This is a genomic window from Brevibacillus humidisoli (assembly GCF_020923435.1).
Taxonomy (GTDB): Bacteria; Bacillota; Bacilli; order Brevibacillales; family Brevibacillaceae; genus Brevibacillus_E; species Brevibacillus_E humidisoli.
Genome location: NZ_CP087263.1, coordinates 1,490,746 through 1,514,616, shown reverse-complemented (window position 1 = coordinate 1,514,616; position 23,871 = coordinate 1,490,746). Strand labels below are relative to the sequence as shown.

The window sequence follows — 23,871 nt, the reverse complement described above, 5'->3', positions numbered from 1 at the left end:
GAACAGACTCAAGAAAACCGTTTTCCCGTCAGAAACGCCCAAAATCGCTTCACAATCCACCACGGACCAATCAACAAGAAGATCGGGTTCTTTAAAAAAGATGGCGGATTGCCTTCCACAAAGTGACCGACGAACTGAAAAATCCAGCCGACGACAAACAAGGTTATGGCCCACCGCCAATCCCAAAACACCAGCGGCAATGAGATCACAATGAGCGGAATGCCGATCGCATGGGTCAGCTTGTTGACAGGATGTTGGTGATCTTGTTTGTACCGTTCCATAAAGGACAGATTATCCTCCATACCCGCAACCTCCTTCTCCGTTTCCCTTATTATACGATCTCGTCAGCAAGAAGGAAACGCTTACCATGCACAATGTCCCTAGGCGAGCGTACGTTCTTTATGGTATAATATGGTACGTACAATAGTATGCGGCTCCTCAAGGGTGATCAGCTCATCCCCTTCAGAAAGGGGCTGATGCTTGATGACAGTATACGAAGCCATCTCCCTGATGCTAACGTTTGGGTTACTGGTGATTGCGTTGCTGTCCTTCCATAAAAAGAAGTAGATCACCCTTGAGTCTGACAACCCAGTGATCTACTTCCATCCGTTGAGCCGATCCCCTTGGGGAACGAGCTATTGTACCTGCCGCCGGTGCTGCAACACCAGCGGCTTTTTTTATGCCGTGTTTTTGCTACGAGTCTATTGTATCACATCTTCGTGAAGAAGCAACCGTGATCAATTCATCAACTATCTGCTGATCAGCGCCTGCACTTCTCGCTCAAAATGCTCCTCCCCCGGCATGCCCATCATCACATTGCGAATCATGCCTGATTCGTCTATGAAAAACGTAGTGGGGATCCCCTGAATCAGGTAGTCTTTGCCTGCTGCCCCCTTGGTGTCCAGAAGGATCGGGAAAGGCAGCTTGAACCCTTCCACAAAAGCCTTCGCATTTTCCAACTTGTCATCCGTTGTCAGATTGATGGCGTACAGATCCAGTTTGTCCTGGTACTTTTCATAAATCCGCTTCAGCACGGGGGCCTCCTCCTGGCAAGGACCGCACCAGGAAGCCCAAAAGTTGAGGAGCAGCGGCTTGTTCCGAGGAGCGCCCAGCTTGTAGGTTTTTCCGTCCAGAGCTGAGAGTGAAAAAGCAGGGGCTAGATACCCGATGGCCGGTCTCCGCTCCCTCTGTTCGATTTGACTGGAATCAGTGGTTGCATCCGTTTTTCCGTTCGTTTGGGCCGTATTTGTCTCCTGGATGTTGCTAAAGATCGCGAGGGAAACCAAACCAATCACAAATGCGATCAAAGAGAATCGTTTCATATCTTCCCTCTTGCCACCTCCTCAAAAACCGGTAAACCCTCCGTACAGCTCAATCAGGTAGGTGGTGATGTCAGTCATTTTGTCGGTGTAGAGCAAAATACCGAACAAGATCATGAGCGATCCTCCCACCTTCATCAGCTTCTCCGAATACCTCATTAACCAGCTTACCTTGCTGATAAAGAAGGTCATCACAAAGAATGGAATCGCAAACCCGAGCGTATAGGCCAGTGTATAGGACAGGGCACGCGACGGGTCCGTCACTCCCATGATGACGATACCGGATAGGATGGGACCGACGCACGGAGTCCAACCGGCGGCGTACGTGACACCGACCAGTATGGAACCAGTATACCCAATCGGACGGCTTTTTAAATCAACCTTCCAGCTCTTCATCATCCATTCCATACGCAGCAGGCCGATCATCACCAGTCCGATCACAACCAACAAGATGCCGCCCAATTGACGTATCAGATCTTTTTGCGAAGCAAAGAAGTGTCCCAGCCAGGACGTGGACAGCCCCAGTGCGAGAAAAACGATAGAAAAACCGATGATAAAAAACAAGGTATGCAGAAATGCCTGGCGTCGAAAAACGGTCTTCCCCTTTTTTACCTCATCGACAGTGACTCCCGTTATATAGGATAAGAACGATGGATACAGAGGCAGGCAACACGGCGAGATAAACGACAAAAAACCGGCCCCGAAGGCGAGCAATAGGGTCACATTCGGTTCCAAAGTCTCTCCCCCCTCTCATCGACACACGGTAAAGGTCCGAGCTCAGTCTCGTCTTGATTATACAACGAGAAGAGCGGAGAGCAAACGGCGGGAATTGTCGAACTGGTGTCAAGTTACATATACATGCTTTGAAACCGATCTTGCATCCATATGGAGAAAGGGATGTGATGGTGAGACGATGAGCAAGCGAAAACTGACAAAAGCAGGTAGGATGAAGTTCTCTTTTTGCTTCCACGGCAATTGGTGTGGTCCTGGCTGCAGTGGTCCGGAGGCGCCGATTGACGACGTGGATGCCTGCTGCCGGGCACATGATCTGTGCTACAGACGCCATGGGTACTTCTCTTGCAGATGCAACAAACAGTTTCTGAAATGCCTCCGGCGCAAACGAGACATGTGGATCAAAAAAGGAAGAAAAGCGGCCATGATGTACTCCTACATCAAAAGGAGCTGGTGTTGGTAGGGGATATGCTCCCTCATATGTCCCGCTTGTCCTGTCTGACAAGGCTTAACGATAGTGGGATGTATGGAGGGACGTATGCTTCGTCAAACCGACATGTCAGAACTTGGTTTTCTTGCAACTCTTGATAACCAGAAGAGACCGCAGAGCAGAGAGACGCCTCCTATCAACAGACCCGTATAGGCGATGCCGATGTGCTCAAATGCTGTACCGGTCAAAATAAAAGAGAGCTGCATAAAACCGCCATAGGTTGCTCCGTGCAGCGAAAAGATTCTCCCGCGTTTCTCTGGATCGACAGCCACCTGCAGCAGATAGCTGTCAAGCGGTATGATCACTCCAGAGCTGATTCGCATCAACAAGAGCATGAACATGCCGAAGAAAAACACCGCAGACTGAGTCAGCAAGCCAAAGAAAAGGGCCTGTGTCACATAGGCTCCACCGTACCAGATCATCGCCCGGCGGTGGTCGCTTCCCACTAGTCGGTGAACCAGAACAGAACCGATCAAGACCCCCAGCCCGTCAACCGCGTACAGCAGCCCGATGCCCAGTGCTCCCATCGCATATATATCCTGCCCGAGGATGGGAAGCAAGATGTAATATCCTCCACCTGCCAATCCCCAACTGATCCCGATCAGCATGATCGCACGGGCAACCTGATTGTGAAACGCTTCCTGAAACCCTGCTTTCAACGAACGGATGTACGAGATTGGTTGCGAATTCTTCTTAGGCACCTCCAGCCAATGGCAGCGTTGAATGCATACTGCCGACCATAAATAAGAGAATGCATTGATCACAAAGCAGGTAATTGGACTGACAATCAGAGCGACAAATCCCCCACACCCCGCACCGATGATTTGCAACATACCGCCCATGCCAGATTCCAGGGCATTGGCTTTGGTCAGGTCGTTCCGATCCACCACAAGCGGTATTACGGCGCTGCGGGCTGGTGCAAACAGGACGCCTGCTATGCCCAGAAACAAGGAACAGACGTATAATATCCAGTGAGCCTCAAAGATGATCGCACCTGAATAACCGAGCGAAAATACTGCACGCAGCAAATCAGAATAAAACAGCAGTGGTTTTTTGGAGAATCGGTCCACATAGGGCCCAAGCAGTGGCCCCAACACCACTCCTGGCAACGAACCACATAGCAAGACAAGGCCCATAGCCACAGCGGAGTCAGTCAGCAGGAGAGTAATCTGAGCCAAGGCTACTTGGTTAAACCAGTCACCAAACTGACTGCCCACTTTTGCATACCACAGGTTTCGATAATTCCTGTTCCTTTTGAGCAGATCGACTCCGTCTATCTCCGGCACCTCCATCACTTCAAAAGGACTCCTCTGGGCGGGAGTCCTCTTCATTCCGTCTATCTGCTGTTATGATACCACAAGCAGGGCGAGCCCGTTATCGATCAACGGCTTGGCTTCCTCGTCTCCCTCCGCGATTTGCTGAAGCTGATGACGGATCTTGGCTTGAACAGCTGACAGCAATCGGTGTTCCGTCAGGATCTCCAGGATCTCCAGCCGCAGCAGCCAGTCGGATGGGTAGTCCTGTTCCAGAACCGAAAGCACCTGCAGCAGGCCTTCCACGCTTTTTTGCTCTTCAAACGGGGCTTCCCGGATATCGCGTACCGTCTGATAGAGCTGATGCTGCCGCTTCTGTTCTTCTGTATAGACGGGCGGCTTGATCTGAACTGCAGATGGCTGATGCGTACCCGTCTCAAACGCTTCCCGATCGGCAGCGCCGGCAAAGACGGAGATAATTTTTTCCCCAACAGCCATGTCAAAAGTGCCCCACTCCGCCTGAAACAGCGTCTTCTCGCCATAACGAACGGTACATTCGTCAAAGCCGATCAGCACGATTTTCCCCTGTTCCCGTTGAATGTAGCTCACCTTTCCACGAACCTCAACCCCAGAAGCAAACGGAAGTGTCACCGTATGGTCGAGGATGATTCCCTTTTCCGCCAATTGTTCATCACTAAACAGTTCCAACGGAGTTGCTTCGTTAGCCAAGCGGCCAATCGGTGATCCGAACCCTTCCTGATGATACTCTTTTCCGTGGCCGGGAAGTTGTTTGCCCTCTACTGCAAGCGCCGTAGGACCCGACATCTTCAGATAAACCGCCTCACCCTGCATATCGAACTCCAATTCGCTCAGCACACCGCTTACCTGCAGGCCTGAACTGTACACGCTCGTAGAAGTCTGTCCCATCTGCTGTGCCTTGATCAAGCTTTCCGTACCTCCTACAGAGACGGCCATCGTCTTGGAGAATTCCCGGATCGCTTCGATCAACTCGTCAAAATCTTTACAGACAAACAACTGCGGCTGCGGCTTGGTAATGTCAAAGTCTGTCTCAATGCAAGCTTTGAGAGAAAACGGCAGTTTCTTGACGTCGTCCTTCATGCAGCTGATACTCTCCCCTACAGAGGAAAGCAGTCCAGCTCCATAGATCTGAGGGTGATCCAGATCGCCGATCAGGCCGTACTCCACCGTCCACCAGTAAAGGCGAGAAACCTGTGCCGCTTCCGAGACGCCTGTCACCGCAGCCACCTTCTGTTCCAGATCCGCTTCTGCTTGGGCCACTTCCTCCGGCGTAGCGCTGGGATCTTCTTTGACCACTGATAAGCGTCGGATTGCCTCATATACCTCATAATCCTCCCGTGAGGACAACGCTTTGGAGCCGATCTCGCCAAAAATTTTCAGGAATGTTCGATATTTTTCGTCTTTGATAATGGGTGCATGACCCGCCGCTTCGTGAATGATGTCTGGAGCCGGTGTATAGGCAATATGGTCGTACGTTCGGATATCACAAGCGATCGGCAGGATGCCGTGTGCCTGGAAATCAAAAAAAGCGACAGCCGGAATAAATCCGTTAATGGTGACCGCTCCCCAACCAATCTGCGCCAATGACTCGTTCATCTCTGCAATGTTAGGAATGCGCTCAATGCCAATACCGGATGTGCGCAAGCCTTCCAGGTAGGCGCTGTGAGCCCGTTGGCCGAGATAGTTGCGATTCTGCCGCATCACGTAGCGCCAGACCGCATGATCAATCGGCGTATAACGGTCATAGTTCTGCTCCACAACGAACTGCTTTAAATGGACAGGTACGCGAACGAGCGTACGCTCAGGTTCAGCGTGTTTCATCCTTCCCAGCCTCCTTGTTTGGTTTGATCCCTAATGCAAGCGCTTTCTGCTGTCATTTTACCACAATTGAATGGTGAAAAGTGCAAAAAATGTTTATCATTCAACTGTTTAACGCGAGGCCGATGCAACGCTTTTCAGCACTATACCAACTTTTTTGATAATCCGTGTCTCCCCACAGAAGACATTTGCTCCAAAAAGAAAAAAGGGCGCTGCTGCGCGCCCTTGTGATTACCAGAGGGGAAGTATCATACTGTTCAGGGACTTTTACAAGCCAGCTGCGAAGAGATTACTTCTCGCTGCTGTCGTCAGCTGTTGTACCACTGCTGCTGTCACTTGCTGCATCCGTACTGCCATCAGCACTGTCGCTACTGTCTGTACCCGTCTCTCCGCTCAGCGAAGAATCAGTTTCCGCATCTGACGAGTCATCCGTAGATGAGCTGTCGGTATCGGATGTATCCGTAGTTGACTCACTATCTGTGCCTGCTTCATCCGTCACCGAGGAATCAGTGGACGTATCGGAGTCGCTTTCCAGACCCGAGCTCGTTGCCGGTTCTGTTACGTTACCTCCGCTCTCGGTTGCAGGTTCCGGTGTATCGCCGCTATTGGAGCAGGCAACCAGACTGCCTGCCAGCATTAAAGCGACAGCGCTGAGAAGAAACCATTTTTTATTCAAGGTTATCTCTCCTTTCCGCGTTCTCAGCATTGCTTGTGAGCGTCTTTGCTGCACACTTATACTGTAACCCGCAGAAATAACCATTCTATGAGGAGAAAGGGAGAAATCCTTGAAAAAAATATGAAAAAACTATGACCCTCTCAAGCTGTGGTGTTTTCATCGTCACCGCCCGGAACCCTACGACCCGTTGCTTCCTCGCTGTTTGTATCGCTCCACGGTGGGCAATCTCAGGGTAAAGTCAGTACCTTTCTCCGGTTCACTCTCTACCGTGATGGTACCTTCGTGCAGTTCAACCAATTCTCTGACGATGGCCAGCCCAAGGCCGGTACCCGCGTTTTTCTTGGAACGTCCCCGATCCACTTTAAAAAAACGCTCCCAGATACGGTTCAGATCGTCCTGCGAGATGCCAATCCCGGTGTCTGCAACAGTGATCACGACCCATTCTCCATCTGGCTCAGCTGCAAGCCGGATTGTTCCCTGTTCGGTAAACTTCACCGCGTTTTTCACCAGGTTGTTGAGAATCTGCTCCAGCCTATCTTTATCAGCATAGATTTTGGGCAAGTTCTCTGCCGCTTCAACTTCGATCGATGTTCCTTTGTCTGCTGCTTCCGGTTGGAACGTAAAGGCGATTTTGTTCATCAGTTCCGCCGGATCGACCGGGAATCTGGAAAGTGTAATCTCATTGTTCTCCAGCTTCATCAAGTCCAACAGATCATCTACCAATCGGTTGAGGTGCATCGTTTCGTTATAGAGTACCTTATAGTATTTTTGGCGAGCTGCTTCCTCCTCAACCAATCCGTCCTGCAGGGCTTCGAGAAATCCCTGCATGCCGGTAAGCGGCGTGCGCAGTTCATGCGATACGTTGGCCAAAAAGTCGTTTCGCACCTGTTCAAGGTTGCGCCGCTCCTGCTCCACTCTCTCCAGCTTTTCAGCGAGGGTATTGATCGTGTTGGCCAAATCAGCAATCTCGTCGGTGGTGCTGACGTGGACCCGCTCGTTGTAATTTCCTCTGCCGATCTCAGACGCCGTCCGCTCAATCCTTTTCAGCGGACGGGATATCGACCAGGAGAGGTAGGAAACCATCGCCGTCGACAGAACCAGTCCAAACAACGTTGCCCAGAGAATCGTCTCCCTCATCTGGTCTATCGTCCGTTCGATTCCCTCGATCGGGGCATGCAGGACAATCCCTCCATACACTTCATCTTTTTTTCCCCATGGTACGGCTACAGAAAGCATTGGATCGTCCAATCCTTCAAACTGCAGTTCGGTAATCACATCCTGCCCCTGGATCACCTTCTTCACGATGGAGTTGGCAACCGATTTCCCAATGAACACCTCTTCTTGCATCGAAGTGGCGATAATCTCGCCACTCCGTTTAAAGACCCAGATACGGGTATCAAACGTCTCATCAAAAAAAACCAGGTCATCCAGCGTATCCTCGTCAATACCCTCGACGAGCCCGTTATCCATGTCAGCATCATCCTGAATCGCGACGTTTACCTTTTTGGCCTTGCGCAGCAGTTCGTCCTGCTTCGCCTCGTAAAAGTATTCCTTGGCAAAAAAAGACATAAGGACACCGGCTACGCCGATGCCCACCAGTACCGTTATCAGGTAGCTAAACAGCAGACGGCGGAAAATGCTTTTTGACATTCCCAGCATCATGCATCTACTCCAAACTTGTAGCCGACGCCCCAAACTGTGTGGATGCACTCGTAGGGCAAATGACTCAACCGCTGCCTGATTTTTTTAATATGGACATCTACGGTACGGATGTCTCCAAAGTAATCGTAACCCCAAATCTGCTCAAGCAGTTGTTCACGCGTAAAGACGCTCCCAGGCGACCTGGCCATGTGCACCAGCAGGTCGAATTCCTTGGGTCGGAACGGCAGCTTTTCACCGCAGACAACCACTTCCCGCTTGGCGATGTCTATCGTGAGTTGATCAAACTGCAGGGTTTGCGCTGCGCCCTCCTCTTTCTGCTCACGCGGCTGGAGCCGTCGTTGAATGGCTTTGATGCGTGCGACCAGCTCACGTGGGCTGAACGGTTTGGTAACGTAGTCGTCCGCTCCCAGTTCAAGTCCCAGGACACGGTCTATCTCTTCATCTTTTGCCGTCAACATAATAATCGGTGTATCCCATTTTTTCCGAATCTCCCGACATGCTTCCAGCCCATCCATCTGTGGCATCATCACATCGAGAATAATCACATCCGGCTCCTCTTTTTCGATCAGCTCCAGTGCCGTGCTGCCGTCACCTGCAACCACCAATTCCATCTGCTGTTTGCTGAAGTAGAGGCGGATAATCTCGCATACGTTTGGATCGTCATCAGCGACCAATACCTTTGTTTGGTTCAAGCCAATAACCTCCTTTCCCATGAAGCGGAAATCCTGGCGCAAATCTACTGTTGTACGAGGAGCAGCCAAGGATTCACGACTCTCCTATCGTATCATATAAACGGAAAGCGGACTAGCAGACTTACAGAATTTGGTTCTCGCTTCCTGTGATAAGGGAACTAGAACATGTCCCCTCAATCCCCGCAACTAAACGAATAGTGTTCGGAAAGGAATTGTTTGATATCGTCGTTCATTTTCTGCAAGTAGGCATCAGAAGGGAAATGACCCATTGGATAAGTGGTTGCCGCCACCAAGTTGGGGATGATGGCTTCTGCCCTCGCCACCACCTGATCGCCCGGAAAGAAAATATCCTCTGTCCCTGCCAAGACCATGGTGGGCGAGGTGTATTGCGCCAGTTCCTTCTTTTCGGTCCGTTTCGGCATTTCATGAGACAAGTCAACATGTGTAAAGATATCTTCAATAATCTGTCGATCTATCTCTTTCATGCTGTTCAGCGACATCGCATCAGCAATCTTTTGCAGTCCCCTTTTATCTGAAAACAGTTGAAACCGTATCAGCGGGAGCAAGATTTTCTGGACCATTTTCAACTTGGAGCCCATCTGCAATCCAGATGGCGCCATCAATACGGAGCAGGCGATTTTCTCCGGCATGTATGCTGCCGTTCGCAGAATGATGCCTGCTCCATAAGACGGGCCAATGCAAGCACTTTTTTCAATACCAAAATGGTTCATAAGGTCAGCAACCCATAATGCATAGCTATCATCTTTTGCCGAGACCCTGGTTTCTGCACTGTAACCGGGATTTCCAATCGTGTCTGGAGCATAAATGCGATACTCCTCAAACAAGGAAGAAAACCAGGAGAGTGTCATGGGATTGATGCAATTGCCCCCCTGAAAGATAAAGAGAGGCTTCCCCTCAACAGGACCCGCCACCAATGTATGAGTTATACCAAACCGCGTATCGACATACACTCTTTCAAATTCTACTTTAATCAATGGCAGGTATGCTTCATAATAGTTGAGGATTCTTCTCTTTCCTTCCTCACTTGTATAAATTGTCTGTACGCTCATGCAACCACCTCGATGTGAACAGGCGATCCCACTCAGAAAAGGAGGATTCTCGATGCTTCAGATCCGACATGCGATGCCGAGCGATCTACCTGCCATGCTGGAAATCTACAATGAAGCTGTTCGCAGCCTAACGGCTACGTTTGATTTGGAAGAGCAGACTCTGGAGGAACGTAAGCATTGGTTTGAAAAGTACGGTGGAAAATACCCACTCATCGTCGCTGAACTCAATGGTGAAGTGGTAGGGTACAGCTGTTTAAGCAAGTTTAGGGACAAACCTGCTTACGCCCACACAACAGAGTTGTCAGTGTATATCTCATCCAGATGCCGAGGTCGGGGCGTTGGGAGCGCCCTGATGCGAGAGATTCTGCAACTGGCGGCCACTCACGGCTATCACACGGTTATCGCAGGTGTTACGGGTGGCAATCAAGCAAGTGTGAAACTGCATGAGAAGTTTGGTTTTGCGTATATCGGGTGTTTCAAAGAGGTTGGCTTCAAGTTCGGCGAGTGGCAGGACGTCCACTTTTATCAGCTGATGGTAACACAGCAATCATGAAAGAAAGAAGAACTGTTCGGGCAGACGTGACCTCTGTGGACTGCCTCCTCACGCCGCTCACTCTCTCCGTCGCTTTTGCTGTTGTTCCAGTGTTATGTCCAGCAGCAGCAAGTCCTGCAGTTTTTCGCGGGGATCTGTTGTCAACAAGGCAGAGACGGCGGCAATCGCGGCACGGACGGTATGATAGGAGTAAAACGCGTCCCGCTCCTCCGCTGTAGAGGAAGAAAGATCTGAGACCTCCTGCACTGGATAGGGAAAGTCGCTCTCCAATCCGGCACGATCCAGCACAATCAACGCCTGCTTGATAGCCAACAGCGCGGCACTGACGCTGATGTCAAACTCCTGGCGCAGTTCATCCCACACCTGAAAGGCGGAACGTTCGACACGCTCCCCGTTTGGTTTGGTGATAAAGCCTTTTTTCCGCCCCTCGTGCAGCAGCCAGTCCACCAGAATATCGGAGCGAGGCGGGAAGGCGTACACTTGCAGCCTCAGTTCCAGATCAGTCGGAAAATCTTTGGCAAAGCGAGCGTGAGCCAGCGACATCTCATAGCGGCGGGACGGGTGACCAGGTACTTTGACAAACACCGTTTCCTGACGGATCGCCGTGATCTCCAGCTTGGTCCGTGCTGGGATGCGCGCCTGCGGCGCCTTTTCACGGCGGATGTTGCCCGGGATCAGCTCCGTCCCGAACTGATGGTATTCAAGCGGCGAATCGATCCAGGGAATCACTTCCCGGGAGAGGACCTCATACAGGCCGGAAAAGGTAATCCACTCGCTGGGACGGCGTTGAAAGCGAACGAGGATCGCATGACGTTCCTCTTCTGGCGGTATGTCAACCGATTCGGAGCCCTGTGGTTCCAGCCACTTGTGCTCCACCAACAGACAATCGGTCAATTGCAGACGCTGCAGGAGTTCCCGTTTGCTCACACGATCATAGCCGATTTTGTACAGATGGTGTTTCATCCGTCTCCCTCCTTTCCAACAGGATCTATAGGGTGTATCATTCTCTCGTTGCCCCGGCAAGGAAACGACGCCCGCGGTTGGGCGTCGTTCTCATCTTATACGATTATGCGGCAGATGGCTGCAGATTTCAATGGAGGATTGCAGTTGTTTCGGGAGCATCATTTCCCATCATGCTTCGCTTGTTGTGACTCCCCTTGCTCTTTGCAGATCCCCTCTACTCTGAGAGGTTCACCATCACATCATTGACCTGAACCTCTTTTTTGATCAACTGCTGCGTATGCATCCATTCGATCAGCTGCTGCCAGCTCTCGGCTTGTTGACTGCCGAACGGCTCGCTGCCAGCATCCATCAACGGCAGCAGGATCTCCAGGCTTTTCGTCTCAATATCCTCTTCCAAGGGGAATTCGCTGGCCTGTTTGGAGAGCAGCAGCTCAAGCGCCTCCTCTTTGTGGGCAGACACGTACGCCTGCCCTTTGGCAGCAGCGCGCAGGAATGCGGCCAGCGTCTCTTTTTTCTCGGACAAGGTATCATCACTGGTGGCCAGCACCAATTCGTAGTAATCGGGTACACCGTATTCGCTAGTCACAAACGTGCGTACCGGGATACCGTTTTTCTCCAGAATCAGCTTTTCGTGATTGATGTATCCTCCGACGACGGCATCCACTTTTTTACCGGTCAGTGCCGGGACGATGTCAAAGCCGATATCGGTGAAGCTGAGCCCGCTGTCATCTCCGCCGTCCGCCTTTACTACCGTACGGACGATCGACTCATCCAGCGGAATCGATGGATAGCCGATGTTTTTCCCGGCGAGATCACGCGGCTGGATGATGTCGCTGTCTTCTCGCACCATGATCACATTAAGCGGATGGCGAACCAGTGCAGCGATCGAGACGACAGGAAGCTCTTCGGAGCGGGCCTGTACGATTTGCGGCTGATAGCTGATCGCCGCATCGACCTGACCTGCTGCAACCAGTTTCAGCGGATCGTTGGCGTCCGAAGGCATCTGTAGATTCACCCGCAGGTTCTCTTCTGCGAAATACCCCTGCTCCTCCGCTGCATACAAGAAGCTGTGAACAGCATTGGGGTACCAGTCGAGAGCGATGGTCAGTTCAGCAGGCTGGGCCGTACCGGAAGACTCCTGCTGAATCGTGCCGCCGTCTGATTGTGGTGGTGTGGAGCAGGCCGCCACAACGACTAGCGACAATAGCGTCAGTGAGACCATGCTCCAACGTCTAAAAAATGACTTTGTTCGAATCATATGTTGATAACTCCTATCCCTGTTTAGTTTGTTTAATCTTTCTGCTCTTTTGCAAGACACGCCGTTCGACGGAAGCGGTCAATCGGAAGAGCAAAATCCCGATGGCGGAAAGCAGCAAAACGGAGGCAAACAGTGCTGGTGCCTGAAAGTTGCCGGAAGCCCGTCTGCCAAAGTAACCCAATCCTTCGCTTGCCCCCAGCCACTCCCCAATCGTCGCTCCCGCCACACTGTATGTCGCTGCCACTTTCAACCCGCTAAAGAAAGAGGGAAGGGCTGAGGGAATCTGCAGTTTGTAAAAGATCTGCCAGCGGTTGGCCCCCATCGTCCTCAACAGGTCGATCATCTCCCGGTCAGCCGTACGCAACCCGTCGTATGCACCCACCACGATCGGAAAAAAGGTAAAAAGTACAGTGATCGCGATTTTTCCAGACAAGCTGTAGCCAAACCACAAGATGAAGATGGGCGAGAGCGCAATGATCGGTATCGTCTGGGAGATGACAATGTACGGGTAGACGATCCGCTCCACCGGGCGCCAGAAATTCATCGCCAGAGCGAGTGTCATACCGAATAGGATCGAGGCGGTCAAGCCGAGCATCACTTCACGCAGTGTCGTCCACAAATGATGACCGAACAGCAAATCTCTCAGTTCCCACAAGGTCAAAGCCACAGCACTCGGCGGCGGCAGAATAAACGGCGGAATCGCCAACAGCCGACAAATCGCTTCCCAGCCGAGAACCAGGATGCTTACCGAAATGGCAAACCAGACTGCCGTCATCCGTCCCGATTCTCCCATCAGGCGAACCTCCCTTGTACCCTCGCCAGCTGTTTTTGGCTTTGCAGCAATTCCCATATCTCCTGCCTGACAGCGCCAATCTGCGGATCATGTCGCCGCGCCAGCCGCTCTCGCTCTCGCGGCAGTGGCGGATTCACTTCCACGATCTCCCGGATTGGTTTTTCCCGCAGCAGGATAACCCTATCCGACAGCACCAAGGCCTCTTCAATATCGTGCGTAATCATCACGATCGTCAGCGACAGCTCCTGCCACATCGTCAAAAGCCACTCCTGCATTTCCATCCGCGTGATTCCGTCCAATGCGCTAAATGGTTCGTCCAGCAACAACAGGTCTGCTCCCGTAAGCGTGGCACGCAACAAGGAGACGCGCTGTCTCATGCCGCCGGAGAGTTGATCGGGATAAGCATCGGCGTAGCCGGACAAACCGAACAACGGCAGCTGTTCCTCCACCTTCGCCCGAGCCACTCCCTTTGGCACGGAGCGGAGTTCCAGTGGCAGCATCGCGTTCTCGGTGATCGTCCGCCAGGGCATCAACAAGTCTTTTTGCGGCATATACCCCACCTGGCCGAGCCGTGTGAGTCGCTGCTCGCCATCCAGCAGAATCGTCCCAGCTGTCGGCTCAACCAACCCGCTAGCCAGCCGAAACAGTGTACTTTTGCCTACGCCGCTCGGACCAATCAGGCTGACAAACTCTCCCTGCTCCACCGAAAAACTGAGCCGTTCCACGATCGGCTCAGCCCCGTAGGTGAAGCTGACCTCGTGAAATGACAACTTGTTCAGCAAGGCCATAGTTCCTTTCGGTAGGCCATCTCCCAGAACTGATACTCCATCCGCGAAGTGGTCAGAAAATGCTGTTCCAGACGGGACAGCACCTGTTCGCTGCTTCCTTCAGTCAGTTCATCCAACAGCTCGATCAACCATTCGGACAATTCGCCAAACTCCGGAGAGCTGTACATCTTGATCCACTCTCCGTATAGCGGATGGTCGGCGGCACCAGGCTTGGCTGCCAACCGCTTGCCGATCTCCGCGTAGCTCCACATGCATGGCAGCAGCGCGCTGATCAGTTCAGCAAGCGATCCTTGATAGGCCACTTTCAACATGTAACTGGTGTAGGCCAGCATGACGAACGAGGGTTCTGTCGATTCCAATGCCTCCCGGCTGATCCCCAGCCTTTCGGCATACCCCCGGTGCAACGCCATCTCTTCGTTTAGCGTCGCCTCCTGCAGCGCGGCAAAGCGGGCACCGGTGGTCAGATCATACGCCTTGGCGCTGGCGATCCCAAACAGCTTGGCGTAGTCAATCAGAAAGACGTAATCCTGTTTCATGTAAAAGATGAACGAATCTTTTGGCAGAGTGCCATCGCCAAGACCTGTGACGAACGGGTGCTGATGCGTCCGCTCCCAGATCGGCTGCACCTTTTGGTACAATCGTTCGGAAAATCTGTTCATTCTGTTCGCTCCTTCTTTGGGGTGTTGCACCAGTCAGCGAGAAAGCGGGCCATAATCTGGGCGAAAGCGATCAGTTCCTGCGGATCGACCGATTCGTCGACAGCATGGGCATGGGCCAATTCTCCCGGCCCGAAGATAACGGCGGGAATGCCCATATGCCCAAACCAACCGGCATCTGTCACCGAAGGCGACATCTCCACTACTGGCTGCATGCCGCACTGCCGCTCATAGGCACTGGTTAACCGCTGCATTGCCGGATGATCGGGATCAATCGCGAGAGCGGGAAAAATCTCACCTCTCTCCTCAATCATCGAACGTCCGCCCCAGCGAAAGGACGGCGGATGATCCTTCAGCCACGGATCAGCCTTGGCGACCGCCAGAACATGCTGCTCAATCTCCCTTGTCACCTGTTCATAGTTCTCATCGGGATAAAAATGGACGGTGATCCAGAGAGCGCACTTGTCAGCGATAAAAGCGGCATGACGCCCGCCTTCGATGACAGCGGGATTGATCGTGTTGATGCCGGGTGGAAACCCGGGGTACTGCTTCATCACTGCCCAATGGCGTTCCAGTTCCTGCAGCGACGTGATGATTTTTGCCATCTTCTCAATGGCGCTGGCACCGTGTACGCGGCCTCCGGCGTGAATGATCCGTGAGCGCATCCCATCGTGCAGGGTGGTAGGGCTTTCCACCGTGATCCAGCCAGTGATCACGCCTCCCTGTCCCTGCAGACGCAGCTGACTGGTGTCGGCGACGACGGCAAAATCAGCGGTATAGCCTCGCTCCAGTGCTGAGAGGGTACCCGCTTCACCCGCTTCTTCTCCAATCACGGATTGGAAGATCAGATCTCCTTTTAGTTCCAGCCCGACTTCCCGCAGCAGGCGAATCGCAAACAAGCTGGCAACCAGGCCGCCCTTCATATCGGCGGTCCCTCGCCCATACCAGCGACCGTCCCCAGCCTCGGTCAGCGAGAACGGGGAGTACCGCCAACCGGAATCATCGCCTACCTCAGCAACGTCCATATGACCATTCACGATTACACTGTTGTACTTGTCGGGATCAGCCCCTCGAAGCAAGCCGACTACGTTGTCATCACCGGGGTAAACGGACCAGCGATCAATGGAAAAGCCACATTCCTGCAGACGGCTGGCAAGCCAGGATTGGGCAGGATCCGTATTGCGTGCCGGAGGGCTGACAGTGGGAAAAGAGATTGCTTCTGCCAGCAGAGCAAACAGTTCTTCGCTCCGTTCTGCGATCGATTGGACCACCCGCTCCACTTTGTTATCATGGGTCATGATGGTACAACCTCCTTAGGCTGGTCGCTGCATCGCGGGGGGAGTCTGCACCTGTGATCGCAGAGATCAGGGCCAATCCGTCCGCTCCTGCTTCGAGCACAGCCGCTGCATTGGCCAGCTGAATGCCACCGATCCCGACAATCATGCAGTCATCGCCGACAGCCGCGCGAATCTCAGCAAGTCCCTCGGGCCCGATCGGTTCTCCGGCATCCACTTTAGAACCGGTATGATACATCGCTCCCACCCCGATGTAGTCCGCCCCTCCTTGTTTGGCTGCCAGTGCCTCCTCAGGGGTACCGGCTGAAACGCCTACGATCATCCCGACTGGGACCAGTTGGCGCACTTCGGCAAGCGTCATGTCATCCTGTCCGACATGGACACCGTCCGATCGAAGCTGAATGGCCAGGGAAACATCGTCATTGATGAAAAACAGGGCACCATGCTCGCGGCAAAGCATCTGGAGCCGGCCAGCCAGAGCCAACTGTTCGGCACGTGTCAGACGGCTGTTCTTGTCCCGAAACTGGACCGCACGCACGCCCCCAGCAAGCGCATCCCCGACGATCTGGACCACCCGCTCTGCCGAGTATCCGCAATCCTGACTGCCGATCACCAGGTAGACCCGCAGACAATCCTTCAGCTTTTCGCTTGCTGTGCGACTGGCTGCTGCCATCTCACTCAATCATCCCTTCTGCCGGACTGGATGCAGAAGCATAACGCTTTTTGGGAATTCGGCCAGCAAGAAATCCTTTACGCCCTGCTTCCACAGCCAGTTTCATCGCTTCCGCCATCAGCACCGGATCGTCTGCCAACGCTACTGCCGTATTTAGCAGCACGCCATCGGCACCTAACTCCATCGCTTTAGCTGCATCGGCAGGCGAACCAATACCAGCGTCGATGATCACGGGAACTTTCGCTTCCTCAATGATGAAGCGTAGGTTGTTTTCATTGATGATGCCTTGCCCAGAGCCAATCGGGGAGGCGCCAGGCATTACAGCGTGCACTCCTACTTCCTGCAGACGTTTGGCCAGAATGGGATCATCATTTGTGTAGGTTAAAACGACAAAACCTTCTTCCACCAAAATACGCGACGCTTCCAGTGTGCCGAACGGGTCCGGCAGCAGAGTACGGGAATCGCCCAAGACCTCTACCTTGATCATGTCGCAAAGACCGGATGCTTTGGACAGACGGGCAATCCGCACCGCTTCTTCCACCGTGTAGGCCCCGGCTGTATTGGGCAGCAGCGCATATTTCTTCAAGTCCAATTGTTCCAAAAAGTTAGGCTGATCTGCGTTGTTCAGATTCAGCCGACGTACGGCGAAGGTAAGAATCTCCGCTTCTGACGCATCAACTGCCTTGCTCTGAGTCTCCAAATCGGAAAACTTCCCCGTCCCCAACAGCAGCCGGGAACGAAATGAATACGGTCCGATTTTTAACATACTGTCATCCCCCTCCGACGAAATGTACGATTTCGATATTATCGCCGTCCTTAATCGGCGTCTGTTCATAGGCGGAGCGATCCACGATTTGACCGTTCCGTTCCACAACCAGGATCTTCTGCTCTAGGCTGTAATGAGCAAGCAGACCACTGACGGTGGTGATCTTCTCCAGTTGGACGATTTCACCATTTAGCCTGATGTGCATCGACTCTCCTCCTCCCTCTAGCGTCTCCGGCTTCCTCCGCTCGTGCTCATGTGAGCGGACTGTCCAACGCCTGGCGGTATGTACGGGCCGCCGCTTCCGGATCGTCAGCCGTGGTGATTCCGGATAGTACGGCTATCCCGCCACACCCAGCCGCCAGCAACTCAGGTACATGTTTTGGTGTAATCCCGCCAATCGCAATCAGCGGAATCTGCAGTCTCGCGGCGATCTGCCGAAGCTCCTCCGTACCACGAGGTGCCAGGCCAGGCTTTGATCCACTTTCATACACGTGTCCATACAGGACGTACGATACACCCCCCCGCTCCGCCTGTTCTGCCTCAGACAGCGAATGAACCGATTGGCCGAGCAGACAATCGGCGGGAAGAAGCGGTCGGGCCAACTGAGGCGGCAGACTATGATAGGCGAGATGCGCCCCCCCGCAGGATGACGCCATGGCAACGTCTATCCGGTCGTTGACGATCAACTGCTCCCGTCGAAATACCCGACTGAGCTGCTCTACCCATTCCAGAAGTTCACGCGCCGTACGGTGTTTTTCCCGTATGTGCAAGTAGTCAACTCCTCCTCTGGCGGCTGCCTCTGCCACCCGCAGTGTTTCCTCCAGTGTTTGCTGCCCGCTGGTTATCAAATGAAGTGATCGTTCCATCGCTCCCCCCTCACCGAGAAATCAAAAAAGCCTCGTTTGCGAACCTGGCACACAGGCCGATTCGTCAAAAGAGGCTTTCTCCCTAAAACAGCAACTAGCACTCCGCCCATCCGGCATTGCCATCCATTGCGGATGGTGCTTGCAACAGCAAAAAACCATCCGCCAATCGGATGGTTGCACGTTGACAGCGCAAGTTGACACGAGATCAGAATAGGCAAACAGTCTGATCTGCCGCTTCAACTCCTAAGCAGTCGCAATCGTACCTCTTCCTCCGCTGGCATGACCCAGGTCAGGTTCCACGGTTAGTAACGCCGGTGTTACACTCTCAGCCGACCTTGCTCGGCTCCCGTTTGGTAGATCTATGAAATTTTCTTTTCGCTTACTACATTACCATGCAGCCGCCGGGATGTAAATACTTGCGCTATACCTCCACGGGAGTCAAGACGCGTAGACATTCTTCCAGCAACTCTCTGGAACCCGCGGGTTGATCTGTATTCTGCTGCATCTGTCGGTAGATGGCGTCCACGTGTTTCTGCAGGAAGTACATCTGCGGCATCGTCAACTGGATGGAGACTCGTGCCGGAGGTGCCTTTAGTTCCTGCAGGCCGCTGACAACGGGCAGAAGCGATCCGGCAATCGATTCAACCAGCCACTCCAAATCCTCGTTTTCCTTCCACTGGTCGTAGCACGAATCGAACAGTCGACAAAGGATCAGAAAGGCTTGTGTTGACATCACAATCTGCTTTGGCTGCTGTGGGTGTTGTGACAACGGCAGCTCCTCCATTTCCGGATGTGTCCCCGCCAGTATAGCACGATTGCGCAAAAAGCGGAATGCCTCATGTCGTCGGAACGGTTGTCAACGCGGTTCTATTTGTTTCTTATTTGCCAAAATGCTCCCCGTTGCCATTGCGGATGTTCCGGTTTTGATCGTTCTTGTCGAGGGTTTTCCCGCGATGTTTCCCCAAATCCTTGCTGTTGTTTTTTTGCTGGACACTCCGTTCACCTCCTGTTTTTTTGTAGCGTTGCCGGGGCTTGCAAGGAGTATGCAGCAGATCGAGGTCACAGCATGTGACAAGGAAAAAGGTAACCCGCCGCAAGGGATCGATTACCGTGAACGATGCACCGCCCAGGCAAAGACTGTGCGCCAAACCAACAGGAAGATGGCAATGGTAACCATGGTGATCACCATAAACGGCCAATCGGGGATATGCAGCAGCAGAATCGAACGCAGAGCCAATCCGGCAATACCGGCAAACAGCCAGACCATCAGCGTTTTTTTAGCTGCGATCGCTACCGATTGGTAGGCTGCCGGCTGAAACACCTTCAACAGCCAGCCGACAAACAGCCAGGATAGAAAGAAGGGTGCGGCTGTCTCCACGATGCCGAGCAGGGTGATCTGATGAGCGTGTGAAGCTTTGCCGATGTAGGCAAATAGCAGAAAGGCTAGCAAATCGCCCAGAATGACAACGATTGTTTTTCCCATCCATGTCCCTCCACATTAGAGCGTATTCGCAGCCGCATTTACAGGCGGATGCTTTCTCATTTGGTGTGTTGACGTTTCGTTATCTACTTCTGAGTGCTCCGCCCCAAATCCTCCCCGAGGGATGCTTGTTCACGAATCCTCTACATTTACCCTTGACTTGATACTCCGTTCATTATTAGATAGAGTCAACTTCGTTGATCCGACCCTGATAATAACCTTGGTAAAGAAATGAGGAGATCATCATGTTAACCATCCAACCCGTCACGCTGATAGGGAGTCATGTCCGATTGGAACCACTTGGTCTGCATCATGCTGATGATTTGTTGGAGGCCGCTTTGGATGAGCGGATCTGGACTTACATGTCAACCCGCATAGAGTCACGGAGCGATCTGGACCGATACCTATCCGCCGCACTTGCGGCAGTGGAAAAAGGAACGGAATTGCCGTTTGCGATAATCGATTTGCAATCGGGTAAAGCCATCGGCAGCACACGCTTTGGCAATATCGCTCACAAGGATAGAGGCCTTGAGATCGGCTGGACCTGGCTTACTCCCGCTTATTGGAAAACCTCGATCAATACCGAATGCAAGTGGCTGCTGCTGCGGCATTGTTTTGAAGAATTAGGCTGTGTCCGGGTGTCGCTGAAGACTGATGCCCGCAATCTGAACTCGCAGCGGGCCATCGCTCGGATCGGTGGTGTCCGGGAAGGTGTTCTGCGCAAGCACATCATTCTGCCCGACGGATACGTGAGAGATACGGTATACTTTAGTGTCATTGACACGGAGTGGCCTGAGGTTGACCGCAAACTGCGTGACATGTTGGCCAGATAAGCAGAGCCGCATACTGCTGCCTTAGCGCAAGCAACGGATCTTGCATGCTATCATAACCACCGTTCCAAAACCGGTTTGGCAACGCCGGTTTTTTTTCTTACTCCGCTTACCCAGCCACCCGCGCCAGCAGCTTCCGAACAGACCTGCGCTTCCTTCCCCACGTTGCCAACAACCGATAAAAGACGTATCCCATGGCGGTTCCTATGGTGTTGAAGATCACATCATCTACATCTGCACTCCTGCTAAACGTAAACAGGTACTGAGACAGTTCGATCCCTAGTGAACAGAGAAAGCCATCTGCCGTTACACGCAGGAAAGTCCGTCTGTCCGGCAAAAGCAGCGGTATCAAAAAACCGAATGGCACAAACAGCAGCACATTGCCCCCAAGATAAAACAGTGCCAGATGAAAGTTGCGTCTGATCTGTGCCGTTATCTCGTCAAACGGCAGCAAACTGACCGAACTGGCATGAGATCCAGGCAGCACAAAATGAAATGGCTCGAACACCAGATAAATGACAGCCAGCAAATAAAAAAGGAATAGACTCATCCCGATTTCTCTTATTAAGCGAAACGATCTGCCGGTTTTTCGCTGTCTTCGCCTTCTGTCCAACACGAACAAAACAAGGACAACGGAACAAATGAGAGCAAAGGGTATCGTAACCACTCAATCATCCTTTCAACAATTTTTATAACAGCTCCTATGTAAAAGGACGAAGTTACAACGGATCAGGTTACCTTTCTCTTATTCTGTCCTGCAAAGACTGGTACGAGAGACTGGCTTAGTGTAGAGTAAGGAAGAACAGATCGTGATGAGGTGACACGTTGATGCATATGAACTTACGCTCTTTCCTGGACCAACTGAGACGCGAAGGAGAACTGGTGGAAGTATCCGCCCCGGTTGATCCCTATCTAGAGTTAGCCGAGATCCACCGCCGTGTGATTGACGAACAGGGACCCGCCCTGCTTTTTACCAATGTGAAAGGCAAATCGTATCCCGTTGTGACCAATATGTTCGGCACCCCTCGCCGGGTAGACATGGCCTTTGGGCCAAAGCCGGAACTGATTATTGAGCAGCTGGTTCACAGTTTGGACAAGCTGCTGCCGCCACGCATCGGTGCCCTATGGCAGCTTCGGGACCCGCTGCTCGGTGTGCTGAAAACAGGAACACGAAAAGTAAGCGCCAACCGAGCACCAGTCCTGCAAATCGCTACTACGGATGTAGATCTCGAGCAGCTCCCTGCCCTGACCAGTTGGCATCTGGACGGGGGGCCATTTGTCACTCTCCCGCTCGTCTACACGGAGCATCCGGAAACAAAAGAACACAACCTGGGCATGTACCGGATCCAGATCTATGACAAGCGCACAACGGGTATGCACTGGCAGATTCACAAAGGCGGCGGATTTCATCACTACGAGGCGGAGCAGCGGAATCAGCCGCTGCCGGTTACCCTGACGATTGGTGGACCGCCCGCATTGATTGTCTCGGCGATTGCCCCGCTGCCGGAAATGGTGCCGGAACTGATTTTTGCTTCCCTGTTGATGGGGGAAAAGCTGCCGATGGTCGATGTACCCAACCATCCCCACTCGCTAGTCGCAGAGGCAGAGTTCATCTTTGGCGGGATCGTGCCGCCTCATGTACGGCGCCCAGAAGGGCCATTCGGCGACCACTTCGGTTACTACTCCCTGGAGCATGACTTTCCGGTGTTTGAAGTAAAGCAGATGTGGCACCGCAAAGATGCCATCTACCCGGCGACAGTCGTCGGCAAACCGCGCCAGGAGGACTACTTTATCGGTGAGTATCTGCAGCGTCTGCTCTCCCCGCTTTTTCCCGTGGTAATGCCAGGGGTCAAGGCGCTCTGGACGTACGGCGAAACTGGTTTTCATGCGCTTGCCGGGGCGATCGTGCGGGAGAGTTATTACAAAGAAGCGATGGCTCACGCCTTCCGGATCATGGGCGAAGGGCAATTGACATTGACAAAATTTTTGATCGTGACAGATGTTTCATGCGATCTTGCTGATTTTCGATCATTTCTGGAGATCGTACTGGCCCGCTTTCAGCCGGAACGCGACCTGTTGATTGTCAACGACACGTCCAATGATACGCTGGATTACACCGGGAGAAAGTTCAACCACGGCAGCAAGGGTATCATGCTTGGCATCGGTGAACCGGTCCGGGAGCTTCCCTCTCTCTACCATGGCGGGGAGATCCCTCAGATACGACAAATCGAGCCGTTCTGTGCCGGCTGCTTGGTTGTTTCAGGACCCACGTTTGAAGAGGAGCCGGAGTTGGCCGATCGCCTGCTAGCGTATGCCAATGAGTACCTGCAGGAATGGCCGTTGATCTGTCTCGTGGACGACGCATCCATCGCAGCTTCTCCAAGCAGCTTTCTGTGGACCGTCTTTACCCGCTTCGATCCGGCACATGATTTGTACGCAAAGGGAAGTGTCGTCCGCAACAAGATTCGCTACGAAGGCCCGTTGATCATCGATGCCCGGATGAAACCGTTTTATCCGGCTGAAGTGGAAACGCGTGACGATATTGCCGCTTTGGTGAGCAACAGATGGAAAGAATACTTTCCGGGCTAGACATTCTTCCAAAAGACGCGGATACGAAAGCTCTCGTGCATATGCATGAGAGCTTATTTGCATGTTATCTTTGGATAACCGCCGTTTCCCTTTGCCACTCAGAACATACGTTGTGATTGACCGCAAATGCGAAAGGAGGTAGACACATGCCGGAAACGCTCACCACTGGTCCTTTTGTCGTCCCTGCCGTCACGCCAGGAACAAACGAGCCTCCAATCACGCTGCTGGTGGTTCTGTCCAACCCAACCAGCCAGTGGAAATCGGTCACTGTCTACGCAAATACCTGCCCCAGTTCAAGAGGCGTACCCGCATGCGAAGCTCCTCTGCCCAACTCCCCGCTCGCGATCACCATTCCGCCGGGTACGTGCAATCTGCTCAACTTCAGCGGATATGAAGCAGGGGATACCCTCCGTGTGACGATCGAGGGCGACATTGCCAAAGAAGCAGGCGAAGTGGAAGTGAGCATTGTTGGCCGGACATCATCTGGCGTCCATGAGCCGACGATGCATTTCTCCCATCAGCACTTCCTGTCGATCCCCGCTCATTAAGTGCTTGAAACCACTGCTCGCGCCGACTGACCCCGAGGCTCTGTTCAGCCCGGGGTTTTTTT

Annotated in this window: 27 protein-coding genes and 1 riboswitch; of the genes, 5 read left to right on the top strand and 22 right to left on the bottom strand. The window is 52.9% G+C overall.

From position 1 onward, the window contains the following. Positions 1-8 precede the first annotated feature (8 nt). Complete coding sequence (locus LOK74_RS07545; RefSeq protein ID WP_230046027.1) at positions 9-302, bottom strand: DUF962 domain-containing protein; 294 nt, start codon at positions 300-302, stop codon at positions 9-11. Positions 303-483: 181 nt separating this feature from the next. Here LOK74_RS07545 and LOK74_RS24355 point away from each other — a divergent pair, with 181 nt between their 5' ends. Further along, a complete protein-coding gene (locus LOK74_RS24355) occupies positions 484-567 on the top strand; it encodes a putative holin-like toxin (RefSeq protein WP_420908779.1) in 84 nt (27 codons plus the stop codon). Between the two features lie 182 nt (positions 568-749). On the opposite strand, the gene LOK74_RS07540 is transcribed toward LOK74_RS24355, so the two are convergent. The 8 genes from LOK74_RS07540 to LOK74_RS07500 form a co-directional block, all read right to left on the bottom strand. Then, positions 750-1,322, bottom strand: a complete 573-nt coding sequence (locus LOK74_RS07540; RefSeq protein WP_230046026.1) for a TlpA family protein disulfide reductase — start codon at positions 1,320-1,322, stop codon at positions 750-752. Positions 1,323-1,343: 21 nt separating this feature from the next. Then, positions 1,344-2,054, bottom strand: coding sequence for a cytochrome c biogenesis CcdA family protein (locus LOK74_RS07535; protein WP_230046025.1), 711 nt, complete (start codon positions 2,052-2,054; stop codon positions 1,344-1,346). Between the two features lie 543 nt (positions 2,055-2,597). Next, entirely contained in the window at positions 2,598-3,833 is a 1,236-nt protein-coding gene (locus tag LOK74_RS07525; RefSeq protein ID WP_230046941.1) for an MFS transporter, read from the bottom strand. A gap of 54 nt (positions 3,834-3,887) precedes the next feature. After that, on the bottom strand, positions 3,888-5,654 hold the full coding sequence (locus LOK74_RS07520) for an aromatic amino acid hydroxylase (protein WP_230046024.1): 1,767 nt from the start codon (positions 5,652-5,654) through the stop codon (positions 3,888-3,890). Positions 5,655-5,940: 286 nt separating this feature from the next. Continuing rightward, on the bottom strand, positions 5,941-6,327 hold the full coding sequence (locus tag LOK74_RS07515; RefSeq protein ID WP_230046023.1) for a hypothetical protein: 387 nt from the start codon (positions 6,325-6,327) through the stop codon (positions 5,941-5,943). Positions 6,328-6,504: 177 nt separating this feature from the next. Next, positions 6,505-7,986: a sensor histidine kinase gene (locus LOK74_RS07510; RefSeq protein WP_230046022.1), complete on the bottom strand. Its 1,482-nt coding sequence runs from the start codon at positions 7,984-7,986 to the stop codon at positions 6,505-6,507. Continuing rightward, complete coding sequence (locus tag LOK74_RS07505) at positions 7,986-8,681, bottom strand: response regulator transcription factor (protein ID WP_277613429.1); 696 nt, start codon at positions 8,679-8,681, stop codon at positions 7,986-7,988. Before LOK74_RS07505 ends, LOK74_RS07510 begins: the two co-directional genes overlap by 1 nt. 173 nt (positions 8,682-8,854) lie before the next feature. After that, positions 8,855-9,751, bottom strand: coding sequence for an alpha/beta fold hydrolase (locus LOK74_RS07500; protein WP_230046020.1), 897 nt, complete (start codon positions 9,749-9,751; stop codon positions 8,855-8,857). 52 nt (positions 9,752-9,803) lie between these two features. Here LOK74_RS07500 and LOK74_RS07495 point away from each other — a divergent pair, with 52 nt between their 5' ends. Further along, positions 9,804-10,304, top strand: a complete 501-nt coding sequence (locus LOK74_RS07495; RefSeq protein WP_230046019.1) for a GNAT family N-acetyltransferase — start codon at positions 9,804-9,806, stop codon at positions 10,302-10,304. Positions 10,305-10,361: 57 nt separating this feature from the next. Here the strand turns inward: LOK74_RS07495 and LOK74_RS07490 are convergent, their stop codons facing one another. From LOK74_RS07490 to LOK74_RS07435, 12 genes are all read right to left on the bottom strand, one after another. Then, the gene (locus LOK74_RS07490) at positions 10,362-11,267 is read right to left on the bottom strand and encodes a hypothetical protein (protein WP_230046018.1); all 906 of its coding nucleotides are present in this window, start codon (positions 11,265-11,267) and stop codon (positions 10,362-10,364) included. A gap of 214 nt (positions 11,268-11,481) precedes the next feature. Continuing rightward, entirely contained in the window at positions 11,482-12,525 is a 1,044-nt protein-coding gene (locus LOK74_RS07485) for an ABC transporter substrate-binding protein (protein WP_230046017.1), read from the bottom strand. A gap of 13 nt (positions 12,526-12,538) precedes the next feature. Then, entirely contained in the window at positions 12,539-13,318 is a 780-nt protein-coding gene (locus LOK74_RS07480; protein ID WP_230046016.1) for an ABC transporter permease, read from the bottom strand. Continuing rightward, positions 13,318-14,106 (bottom strand): ABC transporter ATP-binding protein, encoded by a 789-nt coding sequence (locus LOK74_RS07475; protein WP_230046015.1) that lies wholly within the window; start codon positions 14,104-14,106, stop codon positions 13,318-13,320. The genes LOK74_RS07480 and LOK74_RS07475 overlap by 1 nt, the downstream gene beginning before the upstream one ends. Further along, positions 14,094-14,765, bottom strand: coding sequence for a thiaminase II (tenA, locus tag LOK74_RS07470; RefSeq protein WP_230046014.1), 672 nt, complete (start codon positions 14,763-14,765; stop codon positions 14,094-14,096). The genes LOK74_RS07475 and tenA overlap by 13 nt, the downstream gene beginning before the upstream one ends. Then, positions 14,762-16,060, bottom strand: coding sequence for an acetylornithine deacetylase (locus LOK74_RS07465; RefSeq protein WP_230046013.1), 1,299 nt, complete (start codon positions 16,058-16,060; stop codon positions 14,762-14,764). The genes tenA and LOK74_RS07465 overlap by 4 nt, the downstream gene beginning before the upstream one ends. Beyond that, entirely contained in the window at positions 16,050-16,730 is a 681-nt protein-coding gene (thiE, locus tag LOK74_RS07460; protein WP_230046012.1) for a thiamine phosphate synthase, read from the bottom strand. Before thiE (LOK74_RS07460) ends, LOK74_RS07465 begins: the two co-directional genes overlap by 11 nt. 1 nt (position 16,731) lies before the next feature. Further along, entirely contained in the window at positions 16,732-17,496 is a 765-nt protein-coding gene (locus LOK74_RS07455) for a thiazole synthase (RefSeq protein ID WP_230046011.1), read from the bottom strand. 4 nt (positions 17,497-17,500) lie between these two features. After that, positions 17,501-17,701, bottom strand: a complete 201-nt coding sequence (gene thiS, locus LOK74_RS07450; RefSeq protein WP_230046010.1) for a sulfur carrier protein ThiS — start codon at positions 17,699-17,701, stop codon at positions 17,501-17,503. Positions 17,702-17,747: 46 nt separating this feature from the next. Next, the gene (gene thiE / locus LOK74_RS07445; RefSeq protein WP_230046009.1) at positions 17,748-18,362 is read right to left on the bottom strand and encodes a thiamine phosphate synthase; all 615 of its coding nucleotides are present in this window, start codon (positions 18,360-18,362) and stop codon (positions 17,748-17,750) included. A 249-nt stretch (positions 18,363-18,611) separates the two neighbouring features. After that, a riboswitch (TPP riboswitch) is annotated at positions 18,612-18,722 on the bottom strand. Between the two features lie 61 nt (positions 18,723-18,783). Continuing rightward, complete coding sequence (locus LOK74_RS07440; protein WP_230046008.1) at positions 18,784-19,131, bottom strand: hypothetical protein; 348 nt, start codon at positions 19,129-19,131, stop codon at positions 18,784-18,786. 336 nt (positions 19,132-19,467) lie between these two features. Further along, positions 19,468-19,845: a DUF3054 domain-containing protein gene (locus LOK74_RS07435; protein WP_230046007.1), complete on the bottom strand. Its 378-nt coding sequence runs from the start codon at positions 19,843-19,845 to the stop codon at positions 19,468-19,470. 242 nt (positions 19,846-20,087) lie between these two features. On the opposite strand from LOK74_RS07435, the gene LOK74_RS07430 reads away from it, so the two are divergent. Then, the gene (locus tag LOK74_RS07430) at positions 20,088-20,675 is read left to right on the top strand and encodes a GNAT family N-acetyltransferase (RefSeq protein WP_230046006.1); all 588 of its coding nucleotides are present in this window, start codon (positions 20,088-20,090) and stop codon (positions 20,673-20,675) included. A 106-nt stretch (positions 20,676-20,781) separates the two neighbouring features. Here the strand turns inward: LOK74_RS07430 and LOK74_RS07425 are convergent, their stop codons facing one another. Then, complete coding sequence (locus tag LOK74_RS07425; RefSeq protein WP_230046005.1) at positions 20,782-21,222, bottom strand: VanZ family protein; 441 nt, start codon at positions 21,220-21,222, stop codon at positions 20,782-20,784. A gap of 278 nt (positions 21,223-21,500) precedes the next feature. On the opposite strand from LOK74_RS07425, the gene LOK74_RS07420 reads away from it, so the two are divergent. After that, on the top strand, positions 21,501-23,261 hold the full coding sequence (locus LOK74_RS07420) for a UbiD family decarboxylase (RefSeq protein WP_230046004.1): 1,761 nt from the start codon (positions 21,501-21,503) through the stop codon (positions 23,259-23,261). A gap of 146 nt (positions 23,262-23,407) precedes the next feature. Further along, a complete protein-coding gene (locus tag LOK74_RS07415; RefSeq protein ID WP_230046003.1) occupies positions 23,408-23,809 on the top strand; it encodes a hypothetical protein in 402 nt (133 codons plus the stop codon). Positions 23,810-23,871: the final 62 nt, after the last annotated feature.

What these genes read in the sequence shown, in the direction of transcription:
- LOK74_RS07545 (WP_230046027.1), bottom strand. Translation starts at nt 302, where the DNA reads ATGGAGGATAATCTGTCCTTTATGGAACGGTACAAACAAGATCACCAA.
- LOK74_RS24355 (WP_420908779.1), top strand. Translation starts at nt 484, where the DNA reads ATGACAGTATACGAAGCCATCTCCCTGATGCTAACGTTTGGGTTACTG.
- LOK74_RS07540 (WP_230046026.1), bottom strand. Translation starts at nt 1,322, where the DNA reads ATGAAACGATTCTCTTTGATCGCATTTGTGATTGGTTTGGTTTCCCTC.
- LOK74_RS07525 (WP_230046941.1), bottom strand. Translation starts at nt 3,833, where the DNA reads ATGGAGGTGCCGGAGATAGACGGAGTCGATCTGCTCAAAAGGAACAGG.
- LOK74_RS07520 (WP_230046024.1), bottom strand. Translation starts at nt 5,654, where the DNA reads ATGAAACACGCTGAACCTGAGCGTACGCTCGTTCGCGTACCTGTCCAT.
- LOK74_RS07510 (WP_230046022.1), bottom strand. Translation starts at nt 7,986, where the DNA reads ATGCTGGGAATGTCAAAAAGCATTTTCCGCCGTCTGCTGTTTAGCTAC.
- LOK74_RS07500 (WP_230046020.1), bottom strand. Translation starts at nt 9,751, where the DNA reads ATGAGCGTACAGACAATTTATACAAGTGAGGAAGGAAAGAGAAGAATC.
- LOK74_RS07495 (WP_230046019.1), top strand. Translation starts at nt 9,804, where the DNA reads ATGCTTCAGATCCGACATGCGATGCCGAGCGATCTACCTGCCATGCTG.
- LOK74_RS07490 (WP_230046018.1), bottom strand. Translation starts at nt 11,267, where the DNA reads ATGAAACACCATCTGTACAAAATCGGCTATGATCGTGTGAGCAAACGG.
- LOK74_RS07485 (WP_230046017.1), bottom strand. Translation starts at nt 12,525, where the DNA reads ATGATTCGAACAAAGTCATTTTTTAGACGTTGGAGCATGGTCTCACTG.
- LOK74_RS07480 (WP_230046016.1), bottom strand. Translation starts at nt 13,318, where the DNA reads ATGGGAGAATCGGGACGGATGACGGCAGTCTGGTTTGCCATTTCGGTA.
- LOK74_RS07475 (WP_230046015.1), bottom strand. Translation starts at nt 14,106, where the DNA reads ATGGCCTTGCTGAACAAGTTGTCATTTCACGAGGTCAGCTTCACCTAC.
- tenA (WP_230046014.1), bottom strand. Translation starts at nt 14,765, where the DNA reads ATGAACAGATTTTCCGAACGATTGTACCAAAAGGTGCAGCCGATCTGG.
- LOK74_RS07465 (WP_230046013.1), bottom strand. Translation starts at nt 16,060, where the DNA reads ATGACCCATGATAACAAAGTGGAGCGGGTGGTCCAATCGATCGCAGAA.
- thiE (WP_230046012.1), bottom strand. Translation starts at nt 16,730, where the DNA reads ATGGCAGCAGCCAGTCGCACAGCAAGCGAAAAGCTGAAGGATTGTCTG.
- LOK74_RS07455 (WP_230046011.1), bottom strand. Translation starts at nt 17,496, where the DNA reads ATGTTAAAAATCGGACCGTATTCATTTCGTTCCCGGCTGCTGTTGGGG.
- thiS (WP_230046010.1), bottom strand. Translation starts at nt 17,701, where the DNA reads ATGCACATCAGGCTAAATGGTGAAATCGTCCAACTGGAGAAGATCACC.
- thiE (WP_230046009.1), bottom strand. Translation starts at nt 18,362, where the DNA reads ATGGAACGATCACTTCATTTGATAACCAGCGGGCAGCAAACACTGGAG.
- LOK74_RS07435 (WP_230046007.1), bottom strand. Translation starts at nt 19,845, where the DNA reads ATGGGAAAAACAATCGTTGTCATTCTGGGCGATTTGCTAGCCTTTCTG.
- LOK74_RS07430 (WP_230046006.1), top strand. Translation starts at nt 20,088, where the DNA reads ATGTTAACCATCCAACCCGTCACGCTGATAGGGAGTCATGTCCGATTG.
- LOK74_RS07425 (WP_230046005.1), bottom strand. Translation starts at nt 21,222, where the DNA reads ATGAGTCTATTCCTTTTTTATTTGCTGGCTGTCATTTATCTGGTGTTC.
- LOK74_RS07420 (WP_230046004.1), top strand. Translation starts at nt 21,501, where the DNA reads ATGCATATGAACTTACGCTCTTTCCTGGACCAACTGAGACGCGAAGGA.
- LOK74_RS07415 (WP_230046003.1), top strand. Translation starts at nt 23,408, where the DNA reads ATGCCGGAAACGCTCACCACTGGTCCTTTTGTCGTCCCTGCCGTCACG.